General features: G+C 75.2%; 15 protein-coding genes. 9 read left to right on the plus strand and 6 right to left on the minus strand.

Annotated features, from left to right (window positions below; translation table 11 throughout):
• Positions 1-37: 37 nt before the first annotated feature.
• Positions 38-1,675: an acyl-CoA synthetase gene (locus ACFW6A_RS11480; protein WP_351843166.1), complete on the minus strand. Its 1,638-nt coding sequence runs from the start codon at positions 1,673-1,675 to the stop codon at positions 38-40.
• Positions 1,676-1,840: 165 nt separating this feature from the next.
• On the opposite strand from ACFW6A_RS11480, the gene ACFW6A_RS11485 reads away from it, so the two are divergent.
• From ACFW6A_RS11485 to ACFW6A_RS11500, 4 genes are all read left to right on the plus strand, one after another.
• Positions 1,841-2,641 carry a crotonase/enoyl-CoA hydratase family protein gene (locus tag ACFW6A_RS11485; protein ID WP_351843168.1) on the plus strand — a complete coding sequence of 267 codons (801 nt, stop codon included), beginning with the start codon at positions 1,841-1,843 and terminating at the stop codon, positions 2,639-2,641.
• A 387-nt stretch (positions 2,642-3,028) separates the two neighbouring features.
• Positions 3,029-4,000, plus strand: coding sequence for a Zn-ribbon domain-containing OB-fold protein (locus ACFW6A_RS11490; RefSeq protein WP_386640081.1), 972 nt, complete (start codon positions 3,029-3,031; stop codon positions 3,998-4,000).
• Positions 3,997-5,055, plus strand: coding sequence for a thiolase domain-containing protein (locus ACFW6A_RS11495; protein ID WP_386640084.1), 1,059 nt, complete (start codon positions 3,997-3,999; stop codon positions 5,053-5,055). Before ACFW6A_RS11490 ends, ACFW6A_RS11495 begins: the two co-directional genes overlap by 4 nt.
• Positions 5,052-6,218 carry a thiolase domain-containing protein gene (locus ACFW6A_RS11500; protein WP_351843174.1) on the plus strand — a complete coding sequence of 389 codons (1,167 nt, stop codon included), beginning with the start codon at positions 5,052-5,054 and terminating at the stop codon, positions 6,216-6,218. Before ACFW6A_RS11495 ends, ACFW6A_RS11500 begins: the two co-directional genes overlap by 4 nt.
• 37 nt (positions 6,219-6,255) lie before the next feature.
• Here ACFW6A_RS11500 and ACFW6A_RS11505 read toward each other — a convergent pair whose 3' ends face one another.
• Positions 6,256-8,517: an alpha-N-acetylglucosaminidase gene (locus tag ACFW6A_RS11505; protein ID WP_351843176.1), complete on the minus strand. Its 2,262-nt coding sequence runs from the start codon at positions 8,515-8,517 to the stop codon at positions 6,256-6,258.
• 313 nt (positions 8,518-8,830) lie between these two features.
• Between ACFW6A_RS11505 and ACFW6A_RS11510 the strand changes: the two genes are divergently transcribed.
• The 3 genes from ACFW6A_RS11510 to ACFW6A_RS11520 all read left to right on the plus strand — a co-directional run bounded on the left by ACFW6A_RS11510 (position 8,831) and on the right by ACFW6A_RS11520 (position 12,818).
• Entirely contained in the window at positions 8,831-11,860 is a 3,030-nt protein-coding gene (locus tag ACFW6A_RS11510) for an ATP-binding protein (protein WP_386640087.1), read from the plus strand.
• A gap of 77 nt (positions 11,861-11,937) precedes the next feature.
• The gene (locus ACFW6A_RS11515; protein ID WP_030494979.1) at positions 11,938-12,435 is read left to right on the plus strand and encodes a hypothetical protein; all 498 of its coding nucleotides are present in this window, start codon (positions 11,938-11,940) and stop codon (positions 12,433-12,435) included.
• 17 nt (positions 12,436-12,452) lie between these two features.
• Positions 12,453-12,818, plus strand: a complete 366-nt coding sequence (locus ACFW6A_RS11520) for an RNA-binding S4 domain-containing protein (RefSeq protein WP_386640090.1) — start codon at positions 12,453-12,455, stop codon at positions 12,816-12,818.
• Between the two features lie 40 nt (positions 12,819-12,858).
• On the opposite strand, the gene ACFW6A_RS11525 is transcribed toward ACFW6A_RS11520, so the two are convergent.
• From ACFW6A_RS11525 to ACFW6A_RS11535, 3 genes are all read right to left on the minus strand, one after another.
• Positions 12,859-15,093, minus strand: a complete 2,235-nt coding sequence (locus ACFW6A_RS11525) for a germacradienol/geosmin synthase (protein WP_386485112.1) — start codon at positions 15,091-15,093, stop codon at positions 12,859-12,861.
• A 161-nt stretch (positions 15,094-15,254) separates the two neighbouring features.
• Entirely contained in the window at positions 15,255-17,204 is a 1,950-nt protein-coding gene (locus ACFW6A_RS11530; RefSeq protein ID WP_386640093.1) for an N-acetylmuramoyl-L-alanine amidase, read from the minus strand.
• Between the two features lie 307 nt (positions 17,205-17,511).
• Positions 17,512-18,645, minus strand: a complete 1,134-nt coding sequence (locus tag ACFW6A_RS11535) for an aminoglycoside phosphotransferase family protein (RefSeq protein ID WP_386640096.1) — start codon at positions 18,643-18,645, stop codon at positions 17,512-17,514.
• 235 nt (positions 18,646-18,880) lie between these two features.
• On the opposite strand from ACFW6A_RS11535, the gene ACFW6A_RS11540 reads away from it, so the two are divergent.
• Positions 18,881-20,371 (plus strand): hypothetical protein, encoded by a 1,491-nt coding sequence (locus tag ACFW6A_RS11540; RefSeq protein ID WP_351843189.1) that lies wholly within the window; start codon positions 18,881-18,883, stop codon positions 20,369-20,371.
• Positions 20,372-20,477: 106 nt separating this feature from the next.
• Here ACFW6A_RS11540 and ACFW6A_RS11545 read toward each other — a convergent pair whose 3' ends face one another.
• Positions 20,478-21,980 carry a PP2C family protein-serine/threonine phosphatase gene (locus ACFW6A_RS11545; protein ID WP_386640099.1) on the minus strand — a complete coding sequence of 501 codons (1,503 nt, stop codon included), beginning with the start codon at positions 21,978-21,980 and terminating at the stop codon, positions 20,478-20,480.
• A gap of 178 nt (positions 21,981-22,158) precedes the next feature.
• Between ACFW6A_RS11545 and ACFW6A_RS11550 the strand changes: the two genes are divergently transcribed.
• Positions 22,159-24,150 carry a hypothetical protein gene (locus ACFW6A_RS11550; protein ID WP_386640102.1) on the plus strand — a complete coding sequence of 664 codons (1,992 nt, stop codon included), beginning with the start codon at positions 22,159-22,161 and terminating at the stop codon, positions 24,148-24,150.
• Positions 24,151-24,163 lie beyond the last annotated feature (13 nt).

The raw sequence follows: 24,163 nt of genomic DNA on the forward strand, positions 1-24,163 counted from the left end.
CGGCGGACGGCCGGGACCGGTCCGGCGCGGCCGCCGGTCACGGCCGTGCCCGCTCCTCCGCGTCCGCCTCCGTCGCCACCGCCTTCGCCCAGCGGTAGTCCGCCTTGCCGCTCGGGGAGCGCTGGATGCGGTCGGCGAGGACCAGCTGCCGGGGCACCTTGTAGCCGGCGAGGTGGCGGCGGCAGTGGTCCTGGACGGCCGCCAGGTCCAGCGGCGCGGAGCCCTCGCGCTGCTGCACCACGGCGGCCACGTGGTTGCCCCACGTGGCGTCCGGGACGCCCGCGACCAGCGCGTCGTACACGTCGGGGTGCGACTTGAGGGCCTGCTCGACCTCCTCCGGGTAGACCTTCTCGCCGCCGGTGTTGATGCACTGGGAGCCGCGGCCGAGGACGGTCACCACGCCGTCCGCGTCGACCGTGGCCATGTCGCCGAGCAGGACCCACCGCACGCCGTCCCGCTCGAAGAAGGTCTCCGCCGTCTTCTCCGGGTCGTTGTAGTAGCCGAGCGGTACGTGCCCGCGCTGGGCGAGCCGGCCGATCGCGCCGGCGCCGACCGGGGCGAGGGTGGCCGGGTCGACGACCTGCGTGCGCTCGTTGACGTGCAGCCGGAAGCCCTTCTCGGGGCCCGAGTCGTCGGTGGCCCGCCCGTTCGAACCGGACTCCGTGGAGCCGAAGTTGTTCAGCAGGATGACGTTCGGCATCAGCTCGCGCAGCTGCGCCCGTACGGTCTCCGACATGATCGCGCCGGAGGAGGAGAGGCTGAACAGCGCGGACAGGTCGGTGCCGCGGAGCGGTCCGGCGAGCGCGTCGATCAGCGGGCGCAGCATCGCGTCCCCCACGAGGGAGATGCTGGAGACCTTCTCCTTCTCGATGGTCCGCAGCACCTCCTCGGGCACGTACTTGCGGTGCAGCACCACCCGCTGGCCGTAGTTGAAGGCGATGAAGGTGGTGAGCGTGGAGGTGCCGTGCATGAGCGGCGGCGCGGGGAAGAAGGTCAGGCCGGCGCCGCCGGCGGCCACCCGCTCGGCCAGCTCCTCGGGGCGTTTGACCGGCTCGCCGGAGGGGTCGCCGCCGAAGAGCCCGGCGAAGAACAGGTCCTCCTGGCGCCAGAGCACGCCCTTGGGCATGCCGGTGGTGCCGCCGGTGTAGATGATGAAGAGGTCGTCGCCGGACCGGGGCGCGAAGCCGCGTCCGGGTTCCGCGGCCGCCTCCGCCTCCTCCAGTGGTACGGCTCCGAGGGCCGCGGCGCCCTCGGGCGGGGTCCCCACCCGCACGAGGTGCCGCAGCTTCCCGCACCGCGGCAGGGCCGCCGCCACGCGGTCGGTGAACTCGGCGTCGTACACCAGGGCGGTGAGGTCGGCGTCCCGGTAGAGGTAGACCAACTCCTCCTCGACGTAGCGGTAGTTGACGTTCACCGGCACGATCCTCGCCTTGAGGCAGGCGAGGACGGTCTGGAGGTACTCGACGCCGTTGTAGAGGTGGAGTCCCAGGTGCTCGCCGGGGCGGACGCCCGCGTCGAGCAGGTGGTGGGCCAGCCGGTTGGCCGCCTCGTCGAGTCCGGCGTAGGTGAGCCTGCGCTCGGCGCCGGTCCCCGGGTGGTCGACGTAGACCAGCGCCTCGCGGTCCGGCACCACGTCCACGACCGATTCGAACAGGTCGGCAAGGTTGTACTCCACCGTTCCTCCTGACCTCGGCGCGTTCGGACTCGGGCGGTCATCAGAGCACCGACGGGCCGAGGTGGGAAGGGGGCGCGTCAAAGAATCTGACTGAGTGTCAGAAAACTATTGAACTGCCCACGCCACTCCTGCAACCTGTTCCAGAACTGGAGACGGGAGATGCCCATGGCCGGCACCGAACACCTCACCGTGCGGCGCGAAGGCGCCACGCTCGTCCTCACCCTGAACCGCCCCGAGGCGAAGAACGCCCTGTCGCTGCCGATGCTCGTCGGCCTCCACGACGGCTGGACCGAGGCCGACGCCGACGACGGCGTCCGCTCGATCGTCCTCACCGGAGCGGGCGGCGCCTTCTGCGCCGGCATGGACCTCAAGGCGCTCGCCGGGAAGGGCATGGAGGGCGAGCGGTACCGGGACCGGCTCAAGGCCGACCCCGACCTGCACTGGAAGGCGATGCTCCGCCACCACCGCCCCCGCAAGCCCGTCATCGCCGCCGTCGAGGGCGCCTGCGTGGCCGGCGGTACGGAGATCCTCCAGGGCACCGACATCCGGGTCGCCGGAACCTCCGCCCTGTTCGGCCTCTTCGAGGTCCGGCGCGGGCTCTTCCCCATCGGCGGCTCCACCGTCCGGCTGCCCCGCCAGATCCCGCGCACCCACGCCCTCGAAATGCTCCTCACCGGCCGCCCCTACACCGCGGAGGAAGCCGCCCGCATCGGCCTGATCGGCCGGGTCGTCCCCGACGGCACCGCCCTCGACACCGCCCTCGACCTGGCCGAACGCATCAACGCCTGTGGGCCCCTCGCCGTCGAGGCCGTCAAGGCGTCCGTCTACGAGACGGCCGAGATGACGGAGACGGAGGGGCTGGCGGCGGAGCTCAAGCGGGGCTGGCCGATCTTCGACACGGCCGATGCGAAGGAGGGGGCGAGGGCCTTCGCGGAGAAGCGGCCGGCGGTGTACCGACGCGAGTGAGGGGCGGGGGCCGGGCCGCTGCGCGGGGCCTCCCCCACCCCGCCCCTTCCCGAAACCAGGGGCTCCGCCCCCGGCCCCCCGCCCCGAACGCCTGCGGGCCGGACCCGGGGCTCCACCCCGGACCCCGCGCCTCACGCGCCGGCGGGGCTGATTTCAGCCCGTCCGGCGTGTGAGGACACGGCCGGAGGCCGCCGGGGCCCGGGGCGGAGCCCCGGTTACGGGAAGGGGCGGGGTGGGGGAAAGCCCCGCGCGGCGGCCCACCCCGCACCCGCACCGAGCCGTACCCGTACCCGGCCGACCCGCGCACCCGCACCCACCCCCACACCCACCCCTACCTGTCCGCCCCGCGAGCCCGCACCCCCCGTCCCCCAAGGAGCGCCCCCGCCCATGACCCTCACCCCGCCCCCCGAAGTCCTCCGCGCCCCCCTCGTCGTCGAGTTCCCCTTCACCCGTTCCCTCGGCCCCGTCCAGTCCGCCTTCCTCACCGGACTGCGCGAGCGCACCGTCCTCGGGGTCCGGACGGAGGCCGGGCGGGTTCTCGTCCCGCCCGTGGAGTACGACCCCGAGACCGCCGCCGAGCTGCGCGAACTCGTCGAGGTCGCGCCCACCGGTACCGTCACCACCTGGGCCTGGAACCCCGAGCCCCGCAGCGGCCAGCCCCTCGCCTCGCCCTTCGCCTGGGTCCTCGTCCGCCTCGACGGCGCCGACACCGCCCTCCTGCACGCCCTCGACGCCCCCGGCCCGGACGCCGTCCGCACCGGCATGCGCGTCCGGATCCGCTGGGCGGCCGAACGGGCCGGCGCCATCACGGACATCGCCTGCTTCGAGCCGTACGGGGGAGACGCCGAAGGCGGCGGAGTCGGTGAACCGGCCCCGCACAGCGGAGAGTTCGAGAACCCAGTCACCGGCATCGTCGCGCCGGCCCGCCTCGACTACACCTACAGCCCCGGCCGCGCCCAGACCCGCTACCTCCACGCGCTCTCCGAGCGCCGCATCGTCGGCGAGCGCTGCCCCTCCTGCGCGAAGGTGTACGTCCCGCCCCGCGGCGCCTGCCCGACCTGCGGCGTCGCCACCACGGACCGGGTCGAGGTCGGCCCCCGCGGCACCGTCACCACCTTCTGCATCGTCAACATCAAGGCGAAGAACCTCGACATCGAGGTCCCGTACGTCTACGCCCACATCGCCCTCGACGGCGCCGGCCTGGCGCTGCACGGCCGGATCGGCGGCATCCCCTACGACCAGGTCCGGATGGGCCTGCGCGTCGAGCCCGTGTGGAGCGACGACGGACGCTACCCCGACCACTACCGGCCCACCGGCGAACCGGACGCCGACTACGACACGTACAAGGAGCTGCTATGAGCGCCCCCGGCCGCGACGTGGCGATCGTCGCCTTCGCCCAGAGCGACCACCGCCGCCGCACCGACGACCTGTCCGAGGCCGAGATGGTGATGCCGGTGCTCCACGAGGTCCTGCGGCAGACCGGCCTGAAGACCTCCGGCATCGGCTTCACCTGCTCCGGCTCCTCCGACTACCTCGCCGGCCGCGCCTTCTCGTTCACCATGGCCCTCGACGGCGTCGGCGCCTGGCCGCCGATCTCCGAGTCCCACGTCGAGACGGACGGCGCCTGGGCGCTCTACGAGGCCTGGGTGAAGCTCCTCACCGGCGAGGCCGACACCGCCCTCGTCTACTCCTACGGCAAGTCCTCGCCGGGCTCCGTCCGCGACGTGCTGACCCGCCAGCTCGACCCCTACTACGTGGCCCCGCTCTGGCCCGACTCGGTCGCCCTCGCCGCCCTCCAGGCCCAGGCCCTCGTCGACGCCGGGCACACCGACGAGGCGGCCCTCGCGGCGCTCGCCGCCCGCCGCCGCGCCGACGCCGCCGCCAACCCGCACGCCCAGGTCACCGGCGCCCGCCCGCAGGGCGACTACGTGGTGGCGCCGCTGCGCACCGGCGACTGCCCGCCGATCGGGGACGGCGCCGCCGCCGTGATCCTGGCCGCCGGCGACCGCGCCCGCGAGCTGTGCGAGCGGCCCGCCTGGATCCGCGGCATGGACCACCGGATCGAGGCCCACGCGCTCGGCGTCCGCGACCTCACCGACTCGCCGTCCACCCGGCTCGCCGCCGAGCGCGCCGGCGCCTTCGACCGGCCCGTGGACACCGCCGAGCTGCACGCCCCCTTCACCTCCCAGGAGGTCGTCCTCGCCAAGGCCCTCGGCCTCGGCGACGGCGTCCGGATCAACCCCTCGGGCGGCGCGCTCGCCGCCAACCCCGTCATGGCCGCCGGACTCCTCCGGCTCGGCGAGGCCGCCGCCGCCGTGCACCGCGGCGACTCCGACCGCGCCCTCGCCCACGCCACCTCCGGGCCCTGCCTCCAGCAGAACCTGGTCGCCGTCCTGGAAGGGGACCCCCGATGAGCAAAGAGCCCGTCGCGATCGTCGGCATCGGCCAGACCAAGCACGTCGCCGCCCGCCGCGACGTCTCCCTCGCCGGGCTCGTCCGCGAGGCCGCCGCGCGGGCCCTCGCCGACGCCGAGCTGACCTGGGCGGACGTCGACGCCGTCGTCATCGGCAAGGCGCCCGACTTCTTCGAGGGCGTCATGATGCCGGAGCTGTACCTCGCCGACGCCCTCGGCGCCGTCGGCAAGCCCATGCTCCGGGTCCACACCGCCGGTTCGGTGGGCGGGTCGACCGCGCTCGTCGCCGCCAACCTGGTCGCCGCCCGCGTCCACCGGACGGTCCTCACCCTCGCCTTCGAGAAGCAGTCCGAGTCGAACGCCATGTGGGGCCTGTCCCTGCCGGTGCCCTTCCAGCAGCCGCTGCTCGCCGGCGCCGGCGGCTTCTTCGCCCCGCACGTCCGCGCCTACATGCGCCGCACCGGGGCCCCCGACACGATCGGCTCCCTCGTCGCCTACAAGGACCGCCGCAACGCCCTCAAGAACCCCTACGCGCACCTCCACGAGCACGACCTCACCCTGGAGAAGGTGCAGGCGTCCCCCATGCTGTGGGACCCCATCCGGTACTCCGAGACCTGCCCGTCCTCCGACGGCGCCTGCGCCATGGTCCTCACCGACCGGGCCGGCGCCGGCCGGGCCCCGCGCCCCGCGGCCTGGGTGCACGGCGGTGCCATGCGCAGCGAACCGACCCTCTTCGCGGGCAAGGACTTCGTCTCGCCCAGGGCGGGCTCCGACTGCGCCGCCGACGTCTACCGGCAGGCGGGGATCACCGACCCGCGCCGGCAGATCGACGCCGTCGAGATGTACGTGCCGTTCTCCTGGTACGAGCCGATGTGGCTGGAGAACCTGGGCTTCGCCGCCGAGGGCGAGGGGTGGAAGCTCACCGAGGCGGGCGTCACCGAACTCGACGGCGACCTGCCCGTGAACCCCTCCGGAGGCGTCCTCTCCACCAACCCGATCGGCGCCTCCGGCATGATCCGCTTCGCGGAGGCCGCCCTCCAGGTGCGCGGGGAGGCCGGCGAGCACCAGGTGGACGGCGCCCGCCGGGCCCTCGGACACGCCTACGGCGGCGGCGCCCAGTTCTTCTCCATGTGGCTGGTGGGCGCCGAACCGCCGACGGGCTGAACCCGGCCGGACCGACGCGCCGCGCCGGCCCCGCCGGTCAGGCGCGCAGGCTGTCGCGCACCCGTACCGCCAGCGCCACCGGGTCGCCCTTCGGGGTCACCGGATAGGAGTCCCGCCGCAGGTTCCAGGCGTTCTCCCAGGAGAACCAGTCGATCGCGGCGGGCGCCCGCCCGGTGACCAGCGAGGTCTCCAGCGAGTCCAGGTAGGCCGACCAGCGGGGCGCGTAGAAGCCCGACACGAGGCCGGACCACTCGCGGTTGGCGTAGTCGTGCAGCCCGGCCTCGCTGCCCGCCCGGTGCCCCCACGTGGTGATCAGCGAGCGGGCGTCGAACTCCAGGGCGGCCCGCTCCCGGTCCGAACGCGCCCACGAGCGGGCGCCCTCCAGCCACGGCCCGAGCAGGAACCGCCGGTCGGTGGCGAGCACCGCGTCGAGCAGCGCCATGGAGCTCCGCCACTCCGCCGCCCGCGCCCGGAAGGCCACCAGGTCCTTCGCCTCGTACGCGGCCTTGATCCGGGGCAGCAGCACCCGGCTGCGGTTGGTGAGCGCCTGCCGGGCGGTGTCCACCAGGTCGAAGCGGTACGCGTCGGTGGTCCGCAGCGCCGGCGCCACCTGCAGCAGCTCGGTCAGCGCCCGCTCCACGGTCGCCGCGTCGTACCGCATCGCCTTCGGCCCCCAGGAGGCCGAGGTCCGCACGGTCAGGCTCGGCCGGGCCGTGAAGAGGCTGTCCTGGGACTCGCTCCAGCCGTTCGACCGGGTGCCGTACGGCCCCTTCCGCAGCCACTCCCACGCCCGGGCCGCGTGCGGGTCGGGGGCGCCGTAGCGGCGGGCCGCGTACTGCGCGAACCAGCCGGGGTGGTCCACCGGGGCGTCCCGCCAGGCCAGTTCGGTGAAGAGCGAGAAGGTCACCGGGTTGGCGGAGGTGGCCTCCGGGAGGAAGGCGATGCCGCGCAGCGCGCTGCCCGGCTTGGTCCGCCACGCCTCGAACCGGTCCGTCCACACCGAGGTGTTGGCGCCGATCGTGGTGTGCCCGCCGAAGTTGGGGATGGTGCCGAAGGCGTACGGCGTCCCGGACCAGGCCGCCTCCCGGTCCAGGCCGTCGTACCGGTCGGAGAGCCCGTCCACCACCAGCAGCCGCGAGGTGTCGACGCCCGCGAGCAGTTCGGCCTTCGGGTTGCGCTGCCAGCCGAGCAGCACCCAGGTCGCGCCCGGCCGCGCGTCGTCCAGGGTCTCCATCACCCGTGCGGCGGCCTCGCCGACCGGCACGTCACCGGCGTTCCCGCCCTCGTGCAGCAGGTCCATCTTGTACATCGTGGTGGTGCCGAGCAGCCGCGCCTGGTGCCGGTAGAAGGCCGAGGCGACGCGCGGGAAGAGCGGCCCGCGCGGATCCAGCCAGTCCGGCCGGGCGAAGCCGATCCAGCGGCCCTGCGGCACCACCCGGCCCTGCGGGTTGCGCTCCGCGAAGCCCGGCGGCACCGTGCCGAAGTAGCCGGGCAGCACCGGCGTCATGCCCAGCTCCCGCAGCCGGTCCACGATCCGCCTGCCCAGCGCCGCCCGCCGGGCGATCAGCTGTTCGGTGACCGGGCCGCCGAAGGACGACATGTTCTGCATCAGCCACCACGGCTGGTGCGCGGGTCCGGGGATCCACTCCCGCAGCTCCGCGCCCGTGTAGCCGAACTCCTGGAACGCCGCGTGGTAGGCCGCCTCCGCGCCCATCTGCACGAACACCTCGTTCACCCCGTGCAGGGCGAGGAGGTCGATCTGCCGTTCGTACGCGTCCCAGTTCCGGTACGCCCCCGAGTAGCCGTCGTCCGTGTCGTTAAGCGCGAACCGGTGCGGCACCGACGCCGACCTGCTGACCGTGCCGGACGGGCCGGGCAGCCGGTCCGGCAGCGCCGCGAGGCTGTCCCCGGGCGAACCGAGGTCCACGCCCACCGTGTAGGAGAGGTACCAGTGCACCCCGCGCAGCAGCACCGCGGGCGTGGAGCCCGTGACGACGATCCGCCCCGTCGAACCCGACACCGTGAACCGGTCGGCGGAGCCGGAGCGGGGGACCAGCGCCAGTTCGAACTGGCTCGCGTGCCGGGGCAGCAGCCGCGCCAGCGCGGCCCGCGCCGCGCTCACCGAGTACGGCGCGGCCGCCGGGGCGCCCGCCGCGCCGGCCGCCGGTGCGGCGGTCCCGGCGGGCTCCGCCGAGGCCGGCCCGGAGGTCGGCAGCGCGGTCAGCGCCGTGGCGCACAGGGCGAGGGAACACACCGAGCGCGCGGCCCAGGACCGCGCACGGGAAATGGGAGGTCTCATGGTCGGCTCATCCCCTCGTCAGGACCGTGTGACGATCATGAACTGACCGTCCGTCATATGGGAGTATTCGCAGGGATTCCGGTCAAGGACGACACGCGCCGCGCGCCGCCTCTCCGACTCCGCACATCTGTCCGTCGAACACCCCCCGACCTGCGGGGCGCCGAGGGCGCCCACCACGCCAAGACCACCCGAACTGCTTGGAAGAATGCCGTTACACAGGGCTCGTTCCGGCGTACGCTGGACCTTTCGCGGGGTGATCGCCCCGGCGCCCCGACCGTGCGCCGGGCGCGCGCCCCCTGTGTGGGGGTGGAACGTGGCACGACAGGACGGCAGGCCGGCCCGCCTGGGCTTCGGCCTCTTCGAACGCGAGGCCGCGCTCGACGCCGCCGAGGAGGCGCTCGACCTGCTCACCGGCCTCGCACCCGAGCCCCCGTCCCCGCCCGCGCGCGTGCCCGCCCCGCGCGACGCCCGCGTCGTCCCCCTCCACGCCGCCCGCTCCGCCACCGAGGCCCCGCGCGCCGCCGAACCGCCCACCGCCCGCGGCGGAGTCCTCGTCTACGCCGCACCCGCCGGACTCGGCAAGACCACCCTCCTCGCCGAGATCCGCCGCCGGGCCGGCGCCCGCGGCTGCACCGTCCTCTCGGCCCGCGGCGGCGACCAGGAGCAGCGCGTGGCCTTCCACGTCGCCCGCCAGCTCCTCCAGCCCCAGCTCGCCCACTCCTCCGACGCCGAACTCCGCGAACGGCTCGGCTCCTGGTACGACATCGTCGGCCCCGCCCTCGGCCTGCGCGCCGCCACCGCCGGCTCCTCGCCCGACCCCCAGGGCCTGCGGGACGGCCTCGACTGGATCCTCACCCACCTCGCCGTCCGGCGCGCCCCGCTCGTCGTCGTCCTCGACGACGCCCACTGGGCCGACCCCGAGTCCCTCGGCTGGCTCGCCTCCTTCGCCCCGCGCGCCGAGGACCTCCCGATGCTCCTCGTCGTCGCCTACCGGCCCGACGAACTCCCGGAAGAAGGCGCCGAGTTCACCGGCCACCGCTCCGGACAGCGCCCGCACGGCCTCGCCCCGCTCACCCCCGAAGCGGTCGCCCAGCTGGTCCGGGACCGGATCGGCGCCCACGCCGACGACGCCTTCTGCCGCGACTTCTGGACCGTCACCTCCGGCAACCCCTTCGAGACCGTCGAACTCGCCGCCAAGGTCCGCGACCGCGGCCTCGACCCCACCGCCGACGGCGCCCACGAACTGCGCGACCTCGCCGCCGCCCTCAAGGGCAGCGGCCTCATCAGCCGCCTCGAACGGCTCGGCTCCACCACCGTCCGGCTCGCCTGGGCCTGCGCCGTCCTCGGCACCGAGATCTCGCCCGCGCTCGCCGGATCCCTCGCCGGACTGGGCGACGAGGCCGTGGCCGACTGCGCCGCACGCCTCCGCGAGGCCCGGGTCCTCGCCGACACCGGCGACCCCGACGGCCCGCTCGAATTCGTCCACCCGCTCATCGCCAGCGCCGTCTACCGCGCCATCCCCGACGGCATCCGCGTCGCCTTCCACGGCCAGGCCGCCGCCTGCGTCATCGACGCCGGACTCGGCCCGGCCGCCGCGGCCCGCCACCTCCTGGAGACCCACCCGGAGGGCGACCCCTCGGTCGTCGCCCAGCTGCGCGCCGCCGCGCGCGAGAACCTCCGCGCGGGAGCCCCCGACGCCGCCCGCCGCCACCTGGCCCGCGCCCTGCGCGAACCTCCCACCGCCGACGAGCGCGCCGCCGTCCTCTTCGAGCTCAGCTCCGCTTCGCTGCTCACCGAGCCCGCCACCACGGTCAACCACCTGCGCGCCGCCCTGGAGGAGCCGATCTCCGACCAGGCCCTGCGCCACGGCATCGTCTACCGCCTCTCCCAGGTCCTCGCCCACAGCGACCGCCTGGTCGAGGCCTCCGAGCTCCTGGAGCACGAGAGCCGGCTGACCACCGACTCCCGCAGCCGCCTCCGCATGCAGGCCGAGCGGTTCATGTGGGATGCGCTCCGCTCCGACGAGCCGGAGTCGCCCGCCCGCTCCCGCCGCCTCGCGACCCTCGCCGACCGGCTCACCGGCCGCGACCTCACCGAGCGGTACATCATCGGGCTGCGCGCCTGGGACGCCACCCTGCGCGCCGAACCCGCCACCGTCGCCCTCCGGCACGCCGAGCGGGCCCTCGAAGGCGGCCTGAGCTGGGCCGACGAGAGCCGCGGCTTCGAGGTCCCCGTCCTCGTCGCCCTCATCCACCTCTACGCCGACCGGCCCGGCCGCGCCGAGGAACTCTTCGCCGCCGGCACCGCGGAGTTCGAGAAGCAGGGCTGGCGCGGGGCCCACCTCTCCTTCGCCTACACCCTCCTGGGGTACATCCGCTTCCGCCGCGGCCGGCTCATGGAGGCCGAGGACTTCGCCCGCGCGGGCCTGCGCCTCGCCGAGCGCGTCGGCCCCCGCACCCCCGCCCTCTGGTACGCCACCGGCGTCATGATCGAGGTCCTCCTGGCCCGCGGCCGCACGGAGGAGGCCGAGCGGGTCGCCCGCGACCACGACTTCGGCGAGCCCTTCCCGGCCACCGTCACCATCCCCGACTGCGAGACCGTCCACGCCGAGCTGCTCCTCGCCACCGGCCGCGCCGAGGAGGCCGCCGCCGCGCTGGCCGACATCGGCCGCCGTCTGGAGCCGCGCGGCAAGCGCAACCCGTCGTGCAGCCCCTGGCAGCTCCACCTGGCCCTCGCCGAGGCCGCCACCGCCTCCCCGGTCAAGGCGCTCGCGACCGCCCAGGAGGCCGTCGCCCGCGCCCGCCAGTACGGCGCGCCCTCCGCGATCGGCCAGGCGCTCCGGGTGACCGCCGAGGTCTCCGAGGGCGCCGACCGGATCAAGCTCCTGGAGGAGTCCGTCGACTGGCTGGACCAGTCCCCGGCCGCGTACGAGCTGGCCCGCTCCCTGGTCGCCCTCGGCGCGGCGCTCCGCCGGACCGAGCGCCACGCCGAGGCCGCCGAGCACCTGTACCGGGGCCTGGAGACCGCCCAGGACTGCGGGGCCGACGGCCTCGTCGAGGAGGCCCGGGCCGAGCTGGCCGCCGCGGGCCTGCGCCCGCGCGCCCTGCACACCGCCGACGGCAACTCCCTCACCGCCCGTGAGCGGGCCGCCGCCGGGGCCGCCGTCCGCGGCCTGGACCCGGCCGCCGTCCTCGGCGTCGACCCCGCCACCGCCGCCCGGCTGCTCTCCGCCGTCTACCGCAAGCTGGGCACCGACCGCTCCGGCCTCGCCCACGCCCTCGGCGACCCCGCCGCGCCGGACGGGCCGGAGCAGACGCCCGGAGCGGCCGACCCGGCGGACTGAGCCCCGGAGGGCGGGAGCGGCGCCGGAAGGACGGAGCCCGGCGCCGCACCGCGCGCCCGGGCACGTACCATGGCCGTATGTCCTTCCTCCGCCGCCGCAGCGCCACTCCCGCTGGCCCGGACTTCGACGTCCTCGCCATGGACCCGGGCGACTGGCCCGGCAATCTCGGCGCCGGTCTGCTCCCCGCCCCCGACGGTTCCTGCCAGGGCGTCTTCCTGCGCTACGACCTCTTCGGCGGCCGCGGCCCCGCGATGATCATCGGCAACCTCCCGGAGGGCTCCCCGGCCCGGGAGCTCGCCGAGGGCCAGATCCCCTTCGAGGTCGCCCAGCTCCTCGCCGCCCTCGAGAACGACGAGCCGGTCGAGGTCCTCGACACCGAGGACGTCCCCGTCATGCAGGGCGACAACCTCCTCATCGTGCGCCGCCTCAAGCTCTCCGAGAGCCGCATCTCCTGCGTGCAGTTCGACCGCAGCGACAACGTCCTGGTGACGATCGCCAGTTGGGACCGGCCGATCACCGACGACCTCTACGCGCTGCTCAAGCCGCTGCCCGCCGAGCTGTTCCAGCAGGGCTGACCGGGAGGCGGGGGCCGATGAGCGCACGCGTCGACGCCTGGATCTGGGCGGTCCGGCTGACCAAGACCCGCTCGCAGGCCGCCGCGGCCTGCCGGGCGGGACACATCAAGGTCAACGGCGAGCGGGCCAAGCCCGCCCAGTCCGTGAAGCCGGGCGACGAGGTCCGCGTCTACGTGGCGGGCCGGGAGCGGATCGTCGAGGTCAAGGAGCCACTGACCAAGCGGGTCGGCCCGCCGGCCGCCGCCGAGGCGTACGTCGACAACAGCCCGCCCCCGCCGCCGCGCGAGCACGTCGCCCTCGCCGCCGTCCGCGACCGCGGCGCCGGCCGCCCCACGAAGCGCGAACGCCGCGAGCTGGACGAGCTGCGCGGCCGCCGCCCCTGAGGGAACCGCCCCGGGCTCCGGTGCGGCCCCTCCGCGCGCGTCAGGACGGGGCGCCGGCGAAGGCGGTCGCGACGCGCGCCGCCGTGGTGCCGAGCCCGCGCGGCACGGTCCAGTCCGGTGCCGTCGCGGCCGTGCCGGACCGGTCGCGCAGCAGTGGCGTCCCGGCGCCCGCGTGGACGTCCCCGGCACCGTAGCGCCGTACGGTCCGGTGCCAGTGCAGGACGCCCGCGAGCCAGTCCTCCAGCTCCCGCAGCCAGGCCCCGAAGGCCGCCCGCCCGGCCTCGTCGAGCCCGAAGTGGTCGTACATCAGCGGCACCTCACGCCGCTTCAGGTGCTCGTACTGGCGCAGCCGCCCGCGCATCAGCTCGTGCACCATGCCGGCGGCCGTGTCCCGGTCGACGTCGAAGAACTTCTCCAGGACGAGCACGCCGTTGTGCAGCTCGCCCTCCACCTCGACCTCCTTCTGGTAGGAGAAGAGGTCGTTGACGAGCGCGCCGTAGTCCGCCACCGCGTTCTCCAGCGCGCGGGCGGTGCCCGAGCGGAACACCTCCGGCGGCAGGGTGCCGTCCCGGCGCAGCCGGGCCATCAGCATGGTGAGTTCGGACCCGAAGGTGCTGCGGCGCATCTCGACGTAGTCGACCGGGTCCGGCACGCGGTGCTGCGCCTGGTTGTGCAGCTCCCACATCCAGCTCTCCAGCATCGCGTCGAGCGCGGTCCACAGCTCCGCACGGGCCTCCGGGCCCATCGGCGCCGCGGTCCGCGCCCACACGTCGGCGAGCGCCCGCTCCAGCGCGTTCCCGGCGAACTCCGGGGCGGAGGCGGGGTCGTCCACCGGCAGGCACGCCTTCAGCCGGGCGGTCTGCGCCCGGGCCCCGGCCAGGTCGCGGGGGCGGCCGAAGACCATCGGGTAGTAGTCGTCGGCGTAGGTGCCCCAGGTCAGCCAGAGGGCGCTGAGCTCCAGCTCCTCCAGCGTGCCGTCGGGGTCGAGGCCGGCCGAGCAGAGGGCGAGGTCGAAGCCCTCCATCAGCGGCCGGTCCCAGATGTCGTCGAGCAGCCCCATCGCGTCGGCCCAGTCCTCGGAGCGCCGCTTGGCCTCCTGGTGGTGCGGGTTGAGGGAGAGCGGGTAGGGGAGGTCGAAGTCGGGCAGCGGCGAGGGGCCGGTGATCCGGTGGGGCGTGTGGGTGAGGCTCCGCAGCCGCGCCTCGCCGGCCCGGCCGCCGAGCAGGCTCCGGACGTCGAGCACCGACATGCCGAGCGCCGGGGCTCCGGCGGACGCGTCGGCCATGCCCTCGTTCATGTACCGGCTGGAGCGCATGTGCCACTCGTGGCCGCCGGACTGCCAGTCCTGGAGCCCCTTGGTGTAGGCGCCGATGGCCGCGATCTCCCGGGGGTCGAGGCCCTCCCGCACGGCCAGCGCGGGCACCTCGGTGAGCGCGGTGTTCTCGAACTGCTGGACCCGTGAGGTCAGCAGGTCGTTGACGGCGTCGGCGGCCTCCTGGGTGGAGCAGCCGAGGAAGTGCTCCAGGACGAGCACGCCGTTGCTGTTCTCGCCCTCGTCCTCGACCTCGCGCTGGTACGAGAAGAGGTCGTTGCGCAGGTGGACGGCGTCCGAGAAGGCGTCGCGCAGCACCCTCAGCGGCCGCGAGCGGGCCACCCGGTCGGGGACCTCGGCCCCGGCGGCGTACTCGACGAGTCCGGCGGACCAGGGGGCGCCGCCGACCTTGCGGCGCATCTCGATGTACTCGAGCGGGTTGGCGATCCGGCCGTCGTTGATGTTGTCGAGCTCCCACAGGGACTCGTAGAGGAGGGCCTCGGTGGCCTCGGCGAAGCGCTGCCGCCAGCCGTCGGACATCGCGGGGACGGTGCGCCGCCACAGGTCGGCGAGGCCGGCCTCCACGGGGTTGACCGGCTCGGGCATGCCGGCCGCGGGGTCGGCCGGCATGAAGTGCGGCAGCCGGTCCAGGTACTCCTTGCTGCCCGCCCGGTCCTGGGTGCGCTTGAAGACCTCCAGGAAGTGGTCGTCGAAGAAGAAGACCCACGTGTACCAGTCGGTGACCAGGTTCAGCGCGTCCTCGTCGCAGTCGGGGTGGGTGTAGGCGCAGAGCAGCGCGTAGTCGTGCGCGTCGAGGTCGGCCGTCTCCCAGACCCCGGAGCCCTCCAGCATGCCCATCGCGCGGGCCCAGTCCCGGGTGTGCGTCCGGGCGGCCTCCACGTGGGGGTTGAGGCGCGCCGGATACGGGACGTAGAAATCCGGCATGACGAAGGGCTGAGGCATGTGCGGGCGGGCCTTTCCGATGGAGAGGGGTGCTGTTCCGGCCCAGCCTTACCCCTGTCCCCGGCCGGGAACCCGCGCTCGGGAATAGTCGTACGAACACGGGAAGGGGTGGCGTCGGGAGGGAATCCCGGCGCCACCCCGCAGCTTTCGGCCAAGCCCGCTCAGCCCTGGAGAACCCGCACGTCAGCGGCCTTCACAAAGGCGATCCGGTGGCCGAACTGGATCTGGTAGTACTCCTCCTGGCCGCGCACGACCCGATGGTTCGCGCTGTCGAACACAGGTGCGTAGTAGTACTCCCCGGGCGTCTTGTGCCCCACCACGTACCGCTGCCCCGCGAGCAGCCGGTACGGCAGCGGCGACACCGCCTGCACCGGCACCCCCGCCGGGTACGCCGACGCCTCCGGATAGGCCCGCCCGTACACCGGCACCTCCGTCAGGCCCTCCCGCGGCGTGAGCAGCAGCCCGCGCGCGCCCACCGCCGTCGGCTCCGCCTCCGGGTCGTGGAACCACGCCTTCTGCCCGAGGTACCAGATCGCCGTCCAGTCGCCCCGGCGCTCCGCCACCGCGTAGCTCTGCCCCGTCGTCGCCCGCGCGCCCGTGTCGTTGACCCCGGTCGTGGAGTCCTGCCCGCCGGGCCGCAGTCCGATGTCCTTCACCAGCGGCGCGTCGGCGCTCGGAGCGGTGTGCAGGCGCACGGCGCCGCTGCCGTGCGGCGCGCACGCCTCCCCGGTCGTCGCGCACCCCGTGTACACCGGCCGGTTCCCGCCGTACTCCGGGCGGATCGTCACCACGGCCGCCCGCGGACCCGCGCTCGGCGTCAGCGGCCGGCCGAGCAGCCGGAAGTAGTGCGCCCAGTCCCAGTACGGACCCGGGTCGGTGTGCATGCCGCGGATCGACGACGTCACCGTGCCCGGCACGTTGTCGTGCCCGATGACGTGCTGCCGGTCCAGCGGGATGTCGTACCGCTTCGCCAGGTACCGCACGAGCCGGGCCGAACTGCGGTACATCGCCTCCGTGTACCAGGAGTCCGGGGCCGTCAGGAAGCCCTCGTGCTCCAGGCCCACCGACTTGGCGTTCACGTACCAGTTCCCCGCGTGCCAGCCGACGTCCTTCAGCGGCAGGTGCTGGGCGACGTGCCCGTCCGAGGAGCGCAGCGAGTACTGCCAGGAGACGTACGTCGGGTCCTGCACCAGCTTCAGGGTGACGTCCCAGGTGGCCTCGGTGTCGTGCACGACGATGTAGTCGATCTTCTGCGAGACCGGCCGGTCCGCCTTGTCGTGGTTGCCGTAGTCGCCGTCGCCGAACTCCTCGTAGGGCGCCGGGATCCACTCGCACGCCACCGTCGTCGGGCACTCCACCGGACCGCGCGTCGGCGCGCGCAGCCCCAGCCCCGCCACCTGCCCGGTGTCCGGCGCCACCGCCGGGGCGGCCGGCAGCGCGACCCGCTGCCCGCTGTCCGTGACCCGCGCCTCGCCGGTCCGGATCACGTCGAAGACGTCGTTCGCGTACGCCGCCGCCGTGGCCGTGTCGTCGGCGCCCGAGTACCGGGCCACCGCCCCGTACCAGTCGGCCGGGTCCGCGCTCGGCGCCCGCCCGGCCTCCCGCTGGGCCGCCGCGAGCAGCGCCGCGCCGCCCTCGATGTTCGCCGCCGTCGAGCTCCGCAGCTCCTCCGCCGGGATCCCGGAGAGCGCCGAGGCCCGCTCCAGGGTCCGCAGCCGGGCCGGCAGCTCGTCGGGCGCCGGCAGGTGGGTGCCGGCCCCGGTCCTGGCGGGCCGGGCGCCGTCGCCGCGCGCGTCCTCGCCGTCCTCCGAGTGGTGCGGTACGGAACGGGCCAGCGCCGTCGCCGCGTCGGTGAGGTGCATCGGCCCGTAGCCGCCGGTCACGCTGGGCGCGCCGGCGTGCCCGTCCCAGCGCGACTGGAGGTACGAGACGGCGAGCAGCACGCTCTCGGGCACGCCGTGGCGCTCGGCCGCCGCCGCGAACTGGCGCTGGAGCGAGTCCGCCGCCGGCGCGTCGGCACCGGCCGGCGGCGCGCCCGACAGCAGCGGGAGGAGCAGGGCGGCGGACGCGGCGACGGAGAGCACGCGACCTCGGGACGCGGTACGGAGCAAGACGGCCTCCTGGGACGGGGGGTGACACGGGGGCGTGCGGTACCGGACCCGTACAGGGGTAGCCGCTCCCCGACCATCCGTCAATCACCCCGCGCCGAAGGCGAGTTCCCACGTCAGCGCGGTCGTGCGGGCCGCGCGGGCCGACTTTCGCGGTGACGGCCCGCCCACCGGCGACGCGTCGGTGGTCTCGACCAATGGGGCCGCCCGGCGCCGCTCCCGGGAGGGCGCCGGGAACGGCGAAGCGCCGCACTCCCGGTGTGTCGGCACCGGGTGCGCGGCGCACACCCCCGTCCCGCGGTGGGAACGCTCAGCGCGTCCCCACCGCCGCGCGCACGGCCCGCCGTGCCATGGCGCAGTCGTCGTGCAGCCGCCTCAGCAGCAGCCGCTGTTCCTCCCCGGGTGCCAGCGCCCCCGAGACCGCCGGCACCGAACCCGCCGGCGGGGCCTCCTTGATGGTCCGCTGCACGGCCGTCTCGTACGTGCGGATCTCCCGCGTCAGCACGATCATCAGGTTCACCAGGAAGGCGTCCCTGGCCGCCGGACCCTGCTGCTGCGCCATCTGGCTGATCTGGCGCCGGGCCAGCGGCGCGTCGCCGAGCACCGCCCACAGTGTCGCCAGGTCGTAGCCGGGCAGGTACCAGCCGGCGTGCTCCCAGTCGACCAGGACGGGACCGGCGGGGGAGAGGAGGATGTTGGAGAGCAGGGCGTCACCGTGGCAGAACTGCCCCATGCCCTGCCGGCCGCCCGCGTGGGCCAGGCCGTGCAGCAGCTTCTGCAGGTCGTCGCGGTCCCGGTCGGTGAAGAGGCCCAGCTCGTGGTAGCGGGCGATCCGCGCGCCGTAGTCCAGTGGGGCGTCGAAGGTCCCGGCCGGCGGCCGCCAGGCGTTGAGCCGGGCGATCGCCCCGAGTGCCGCCCGCACGTCGGCCCGCGGCGGGGCCTCCACGGGGTGGCGCGAGAGGGCCGCGGCCCGCCCGGACATCCGCTCGATCACCAGCGTGCAGTTCTCCGGGTCCGCGGCGATCAGCCGCGGCGCGCGCACCGGCGGACGGTGGCGTACGAAGGAGCGGTAGGAAGCTATTTCGTGCCGGAACCGCTCGACCCACGCGGGGGAGTGGTCCAGTAAACACTTCGCCACCGCCGTCGTGCGTCCGGTCGTCCCGACGATCAGGACGGAACGGCCGCTGCGCCGCAGCACCTGCACCGGGTTGAACTCCGGGCAGATCCGCTGCACCGAGGCGATGGCGGCCTTCAGCTGCGCCCCCTGCGGGCCGGACAGGTCGATCCTGCCGCTGACCCGGGTGCCGGGTCCGGTGCCGGTCCCGGCCGCCCAGGACCGCGGACGCGCGGCCCGCGGTGCGGGGGCGAGGTACGGCCCACCGGCCGGCACCAGGCGGGTCTGCGGCCGGGGCGGGGCGGACACGGAGGACGATGCTGTGTACATGGAGGTGACAGATCCCTTCGTGGTCCGACGTATCGCGTGCGTCGCCCCGCCCGCCCCCGGTCCGCACCCTGGGGAAAATGAGGGCCGGTCGACGGGGCGGGGTGGCGCATACCTACCTGACACCCGCGCGCGGGTGGCGGAACATCGAGCGCACCCTGGCGAACCCTGGCGAATAGTCGCCAGCCCTATGACAGCGGGCTACTGTCAACTCAGCCGAGAACCTGGGGGCTTAGACGTGACAGGGCAGACCAACACCCGCCTGGCGGACCTCTTCGGCCTCGCCGGCTGGTCCAAGGGCGAACTCGCGAGACTGGTCAACAGGCAGGCGGCGGCCATGGGCCACCCCCAGCTGTCGACCGACACCTCGCGGGTGCGGCGCTGGATCGACAGGGGAGAGACCCCGCGCGATCCCGTCCCCCGGGTGCTGGCCGCCCTGTTCACCGAGCGACTCGGTCGTGTCGTGACCATCGAGGACCTCGGGTTCGTACGACGCGGGCGTGCCGGAACACGGCAGGCCGTCAGGAACAAGGAAGAGAACCCTGACGGAATGCCCTGGGCTCCCGACCGTACGGCTGCGGTCCTCACCGAATTCACGGGAATGGACCTCATGCTCAACCGACGCGGCCTGATGGGCGCGGGAATCGCGCTCACCGCCGGATCCGCACTCAACAGCTCCCTGAACGACTGGCTCAGGACCGAGCCGACCCGCCCCGCCGCGGTCCCCCGCGCCACCGATCCGTACCACGCCGACCCCGCCGGCTTCGACCGCTACGAGGCCGCCCCCATCGGCTCCGAGGAGATCGAGGCGCTGGAGCAGTCGGTGAAGATCTTCCGCGCCTGGGACGCCTCCCGGGGTGGCGGTCTCCAGCGCAAGGCCGTGGTGGGCCAGCTCAACGAGGTCGGCGGCATGCTCGCCTACCGCCACGCCGACCACCTCCAGCGGCGGTTGTGGGACGTCGCCGCCAACCTCGCCGTCCTGGCCGGCTGGATGTCCCACGACGTGGGCCTCGAACCCACCGCGCAGCGCTACTTCCTCATCGCCGCCCACGCGGCCCGCGAGAGCGGCGACCGGCCGCGCGCCGGCGAGGCGCTCTCGCGCGCCGCCCGCCAGATGGTCCACCTGGGCCGTCCCGACGACGCCCTCGACCTGATGGAGCTGGCCAAGTCCGGTGCGGGCGAGCGGCTGCTGCCGCGCACCCGGGCGATGTTCCACACCATCGAGGCGTGGGCGCAGGCGTCGATGGGCCGGGGCCAGGCGATGCGCCGCACCCTGGGCGAGGCCGAGGACCTCTTCGTCTCCGACAAGAACGAGGAGACGCCGAACTGGATGCAGAGCTTCGACGAGGCCGACCTGCACGGCATGCAGGCCCTCGCCTACCGCACCCTCGCCGACCACGACCCGGCGGCGGCGGTCACCGCGCAGCACCACGCGAAGCTCGCCCTGGACCTGCGGCGCGACGGGCACGACCGCTCCAAGCTCTTCGACCGCATCTCGATGGCCTCGGCCTGCTTCATCGCCGACGACCCCGAGCAGGCCGACCGCTACGCCCGGCTCGCCCTCATCTCCATGGGCGAGACCTCCTCGCACCGCACCTGGCACCGGCTGCGCGAGATGTACCGGCTCACCGGCCAGTACGCGGGCTACTCGAAGATCGAGGACCTGCGCGCCGAGCTGGAGGTCGAGCTGCCCCGGTCACCGGAGGCCCCGAGAACGGGCCAGGCCTGAGCGCGGGGCACGGCCCCGGGACGCGGCACGCGGTGCCGACCGGGGAGCGCACGCGGTCCCGGAGTCCCGGACGCAGACGGACGCCGCCCCGGGAGGGCGCGCCGGTTCAGGAGCCGACGCGGACGACCATCAGGCAGGCGTCGTCCTCACGCGCCTCCTCGCCGAACTCCTCCAGGACGGAGCGCAGGCACTCCTGCGCGTCCCGGGCCTCCGCCAGGCGGGGGGCGAGGTCGAGCAGCCGGGCGAGTCCGGTCCCGTCGTCGAGCGCGCCCGCCGTCCGGGTCAGCCCGTCGGTGTGCAGCACGAGCACGTCGCCGGGGAGGAGCCGGGTCTCGGTCTCCTCGTACGCGGTCCTCGGCGTCGCCCCGAGGAGCACGCCCTCCGGGCGGCGCAGCGGGCGGCCCGCCCCGCCGCGGAAGAGCAGCGGGGCGGGGTGGCCTGCCTGCGCCCAGGTGAGCGTCTGCGCCACCGGGTCGTAGCGGCAGCACATCGCGCTGCCGAGCGCGGGCCGGCCGGAGGTCTCCAGGAGCTGGTTGAGGTGGCCCATGAGGGCGCCGGGCCGGATTCCGGCCACGGCCATGCCGCGCAGCGCGCCGAGCAGCATCGCCATCGACGACGTCGCCGCCACACCGTGGCCGGTGAGGTCGCCGACGGTGAGCAGGGCGTCGCCGGCGGGCAGCGCGAGCGCGTCGTACCAGTCGCCGCCGATCAGGTTGGTGGAGGCGGCCGGGAGGTAGTGTCCGGCGACGTCGAGCGGGGCGGGGCCGTCGTGGGCGAAGCGGAGCGATCCGCGCCAGGGGGGCAGGACCGCCTCCTGGAGCTCGACGGCGACCCGGCGCTCGGTGCGCTCGACCTGCCGGCTGTGCTCCAGGCGGTCCCGGCTCTCGCGGACGGCCCGCTCGCTGCGGCGCAGTTCGCTGACGTCCCTCAGGACGGCCCACATGGAGGCCGTGCAGCCGTCGGCGTCGAGCACCGGCTCACCGGTCATGTGCACGGTGCGGACCTTGGCGTCGGCGCGGACGATCCGGAACTCGCCGTCGATCGGCTTTCCGTCGATCAGACAGTCCGTCACCATCGCCTGGAGCAGGGGCTGGTCCTCGGAGTGGACCACGGTCGGCATCTCGTCGAGCGACATGGGCCCCCGCTCGCGCGGGCGGCCGAAGATCTGGAACAGCTCCTCGGACCAGCTCACCTCGTCGGTCAGCAGGTTCCACTCGGCGCTGCCGACGCGGGTGAGGAGCGAACCGGTGCGGGCCGGGGCCTCGCCGTAGGCGGCTCCGGCGTCACTGGTGAACGATCCGTCGAAGGGGAGGTCGTCCTCCTCGGGCGCGGCGTCCTCGGGCCCGAGGACCTGCCGGGCGGGCAGGGTCGCGGCCGGGGCGCCGTCGCGGAGCTGCCCGAACTGCGCCCGCAGCTCGTCGAGCTGATGCACCGCCAGGTCGCAGAGCGCGCGCTGCCAGCGCCGCCGGGGGTCGTCGTCGTGGGCAGCGGCGTCCCGGCGGACGGCGTCGACCTCACCGCGCAGGCGACTCGCCTGCGAGATCAGCGCGTCCACCGCACCCGGCTCGGGAGGCTGGGCGGGACGGTCCGCGAACAGAGGGGACGGCATGTCGTACTCCGATACAGGCGCGGCGCGGCCCGTGTGGGAACGGACCTTGAGACGACTGTGGCACAGGGTCCGAGCGGCCGTAAGGGATTTGGCAACACTCGATCCGGTGGTGCTTCTGGCATATGCCCGAGGCCCGGCCGTCACCGGCCGCGCCCCCACGGGTTACGGTGCACGGGTGGTGAGCGACGAGCTGAACGGTACGGCCGGCACGGTGGGCACGGACACGGGGGAGACGGCGGTGACTTCGGGCCCCGCGGCGGGCACGGCCGTGCTGCTCGCGGCGGCCCCCGCGGGGCGCGGCCGCGCGATGGACGCGGCCTCCGTGCTGCCCTCGCTCGCGGCGGTCCCGCCCGGCGTTCTCACCGGCACGGCGACCGCGACGCTCGTCGAACTCGCCGACCCCGTCGACCCGCAGACCGTCCTCACCCGGCTGCGCGCCGCCGCGCAGAGCCCCGGCCCGCTGGTCCTCTACCTCGCGGGCCAGCTCCACCTGGACCGCCGCCAGCAGCTGCCCCACCTCGCCCTCGCCCGCAGCACCTCGGCCGCCCTCCGCTACACGGCCCTGCCCTGGCACTGGCTCGCGGAGGCGGCGGCGTCCCGGCGGCCGGGCACGACGACGGTGGTCGCGGACCTGGTCGCCGACCCGGAGGCGTGGGCCCGCCTTGCCGCCGCGCCCGACCTCCTCCGGCTCGTCCCGGCGCCCACGCTCTACGCCCGCGTCGGCGCGCCCCCGCGCCGCGGCGAACTGGCCGCCCCCGACTACCTCCGCGCCTGGGCCGACCAGTGGCGCGCCGGCGCCCGCCCCTCCTTCGCCGCGCTCCACGCGGAGGCGGCCACCCGCACCCAGTCGTCCCCGACCCCGCCCCTGTTCCTGGTGACGGCCGCCCGGGAAGGCGCGAGGCCGACCCCGGAGCCCCGACCGGCCCCCGCCCCGGTCCCCGTCCCGGTCCCTGCTCCGGCCCCCGCCCCCGCTCCGGTCTCGCCTCCCGCCCCGGCACCGCTCTCCGTGCGGACGTCCGCCGCTCCCGCCCCCGGCATCCCGGCCCCGGCACCCGTCCCTGCTCCGGCCTCGCCCCCGGCACCGGTGTCCGTCCCCGCTCCGGCACCGGCCCCCGTGGCGCCTGTCGTCGAAGGGCCGGTCCCGGACGGGGCGCCGGTCCCGGTCTCGTTCTCCAAGCCGGACCGGACTCCGGCTTCGGCCTCGACTTCGGCCTCGACTCCGGCTCCGGCCTCGGCTCCGGCTCCGGCCTCGACTTCGGCCTCGACTCCGGCTCCGGCCTCGGCTTCTGCTTCGGCTCCTGCCTCGGCTTCGACTCCCGCCTCGGCTTCACCGCTGGTCCCGGCCCCGGCGGGGGGCCCGGCCCCGGTCGCGGTGCCGCCTCGTGCCGAGGGGCCGAGCGTGGCCCCTGCCCCCGTTCCGCCCCTGCCGGCCGGTTTCGTGCCCGTCGAGGCCGAAGAGGGGCTCGGCACCATGAAGTCGGCCCCGCCGAAGGCGAAGGAGGCGGCACCGGCGGCCCACGGAGCGGCCCCGCCCGTCCCGCCGCTGCCGCCCGCCCCACCCGCAGCGCCGCCCGCCCCACCCGCAGCGCCGCCCGCGCCGCCCGCGCCCGCCCCGGTCGCGGAGCCCGGGGCCCGGGCTCGTACCGCCGGGGCGGCCGGGCGGGCGCCGGCGGCCGTCGATCCGCGCCGGGCGGCGGGTTACGGCACGGCCGCGCCGACCCCGCCGACCGCGCCCGCCGCCTCCGCCGAGCCGGCCGCGCACGATCCGCATCCGGCGATCCTGTCGGCCGCGATGGCGGGGCGGCACGCCGAGGCGGCGGAGATGGCGGCGGCGTGGGAGCGGGACGCGCTGCGGCGGTTCGGGCCGCGGTCGGGGGAGGCGGTGCACTGGATGGAGGTGCGGGCCGACCTGGCGCGGCTGGCGGGGGAGCCGGCCCGCAGCTGCGAGCTGTGGCTCGCGGTCGCCGAGGCGCGGCTCGGGCTGCGCCAGCAGCCGGACGACCGGGACGTGGAGGGTGCGGTGGACCGGGCGCACCACCAGTGGGAGCAGATCGCCGATCCGGCCCGCGCCCGCGCCCTCGGCCCCACCCTGGTGGCGCTTCGCCGCCGGGTCCCGGGCCGCCGTCCCGGCGCCCTGGAGGCGCTCCGCCGGCGGATGCACACCCGCTGACCCGGCCGGCCGG

It is taken from the genome of Streptomyces sp. NPDC058758, assembly GCF_042746075.1.
Lineage (GTDB): Bacteria > Actinomycetota > Actinomycetes > Streptomycetales > Streptomycetaceae > Streptomyces.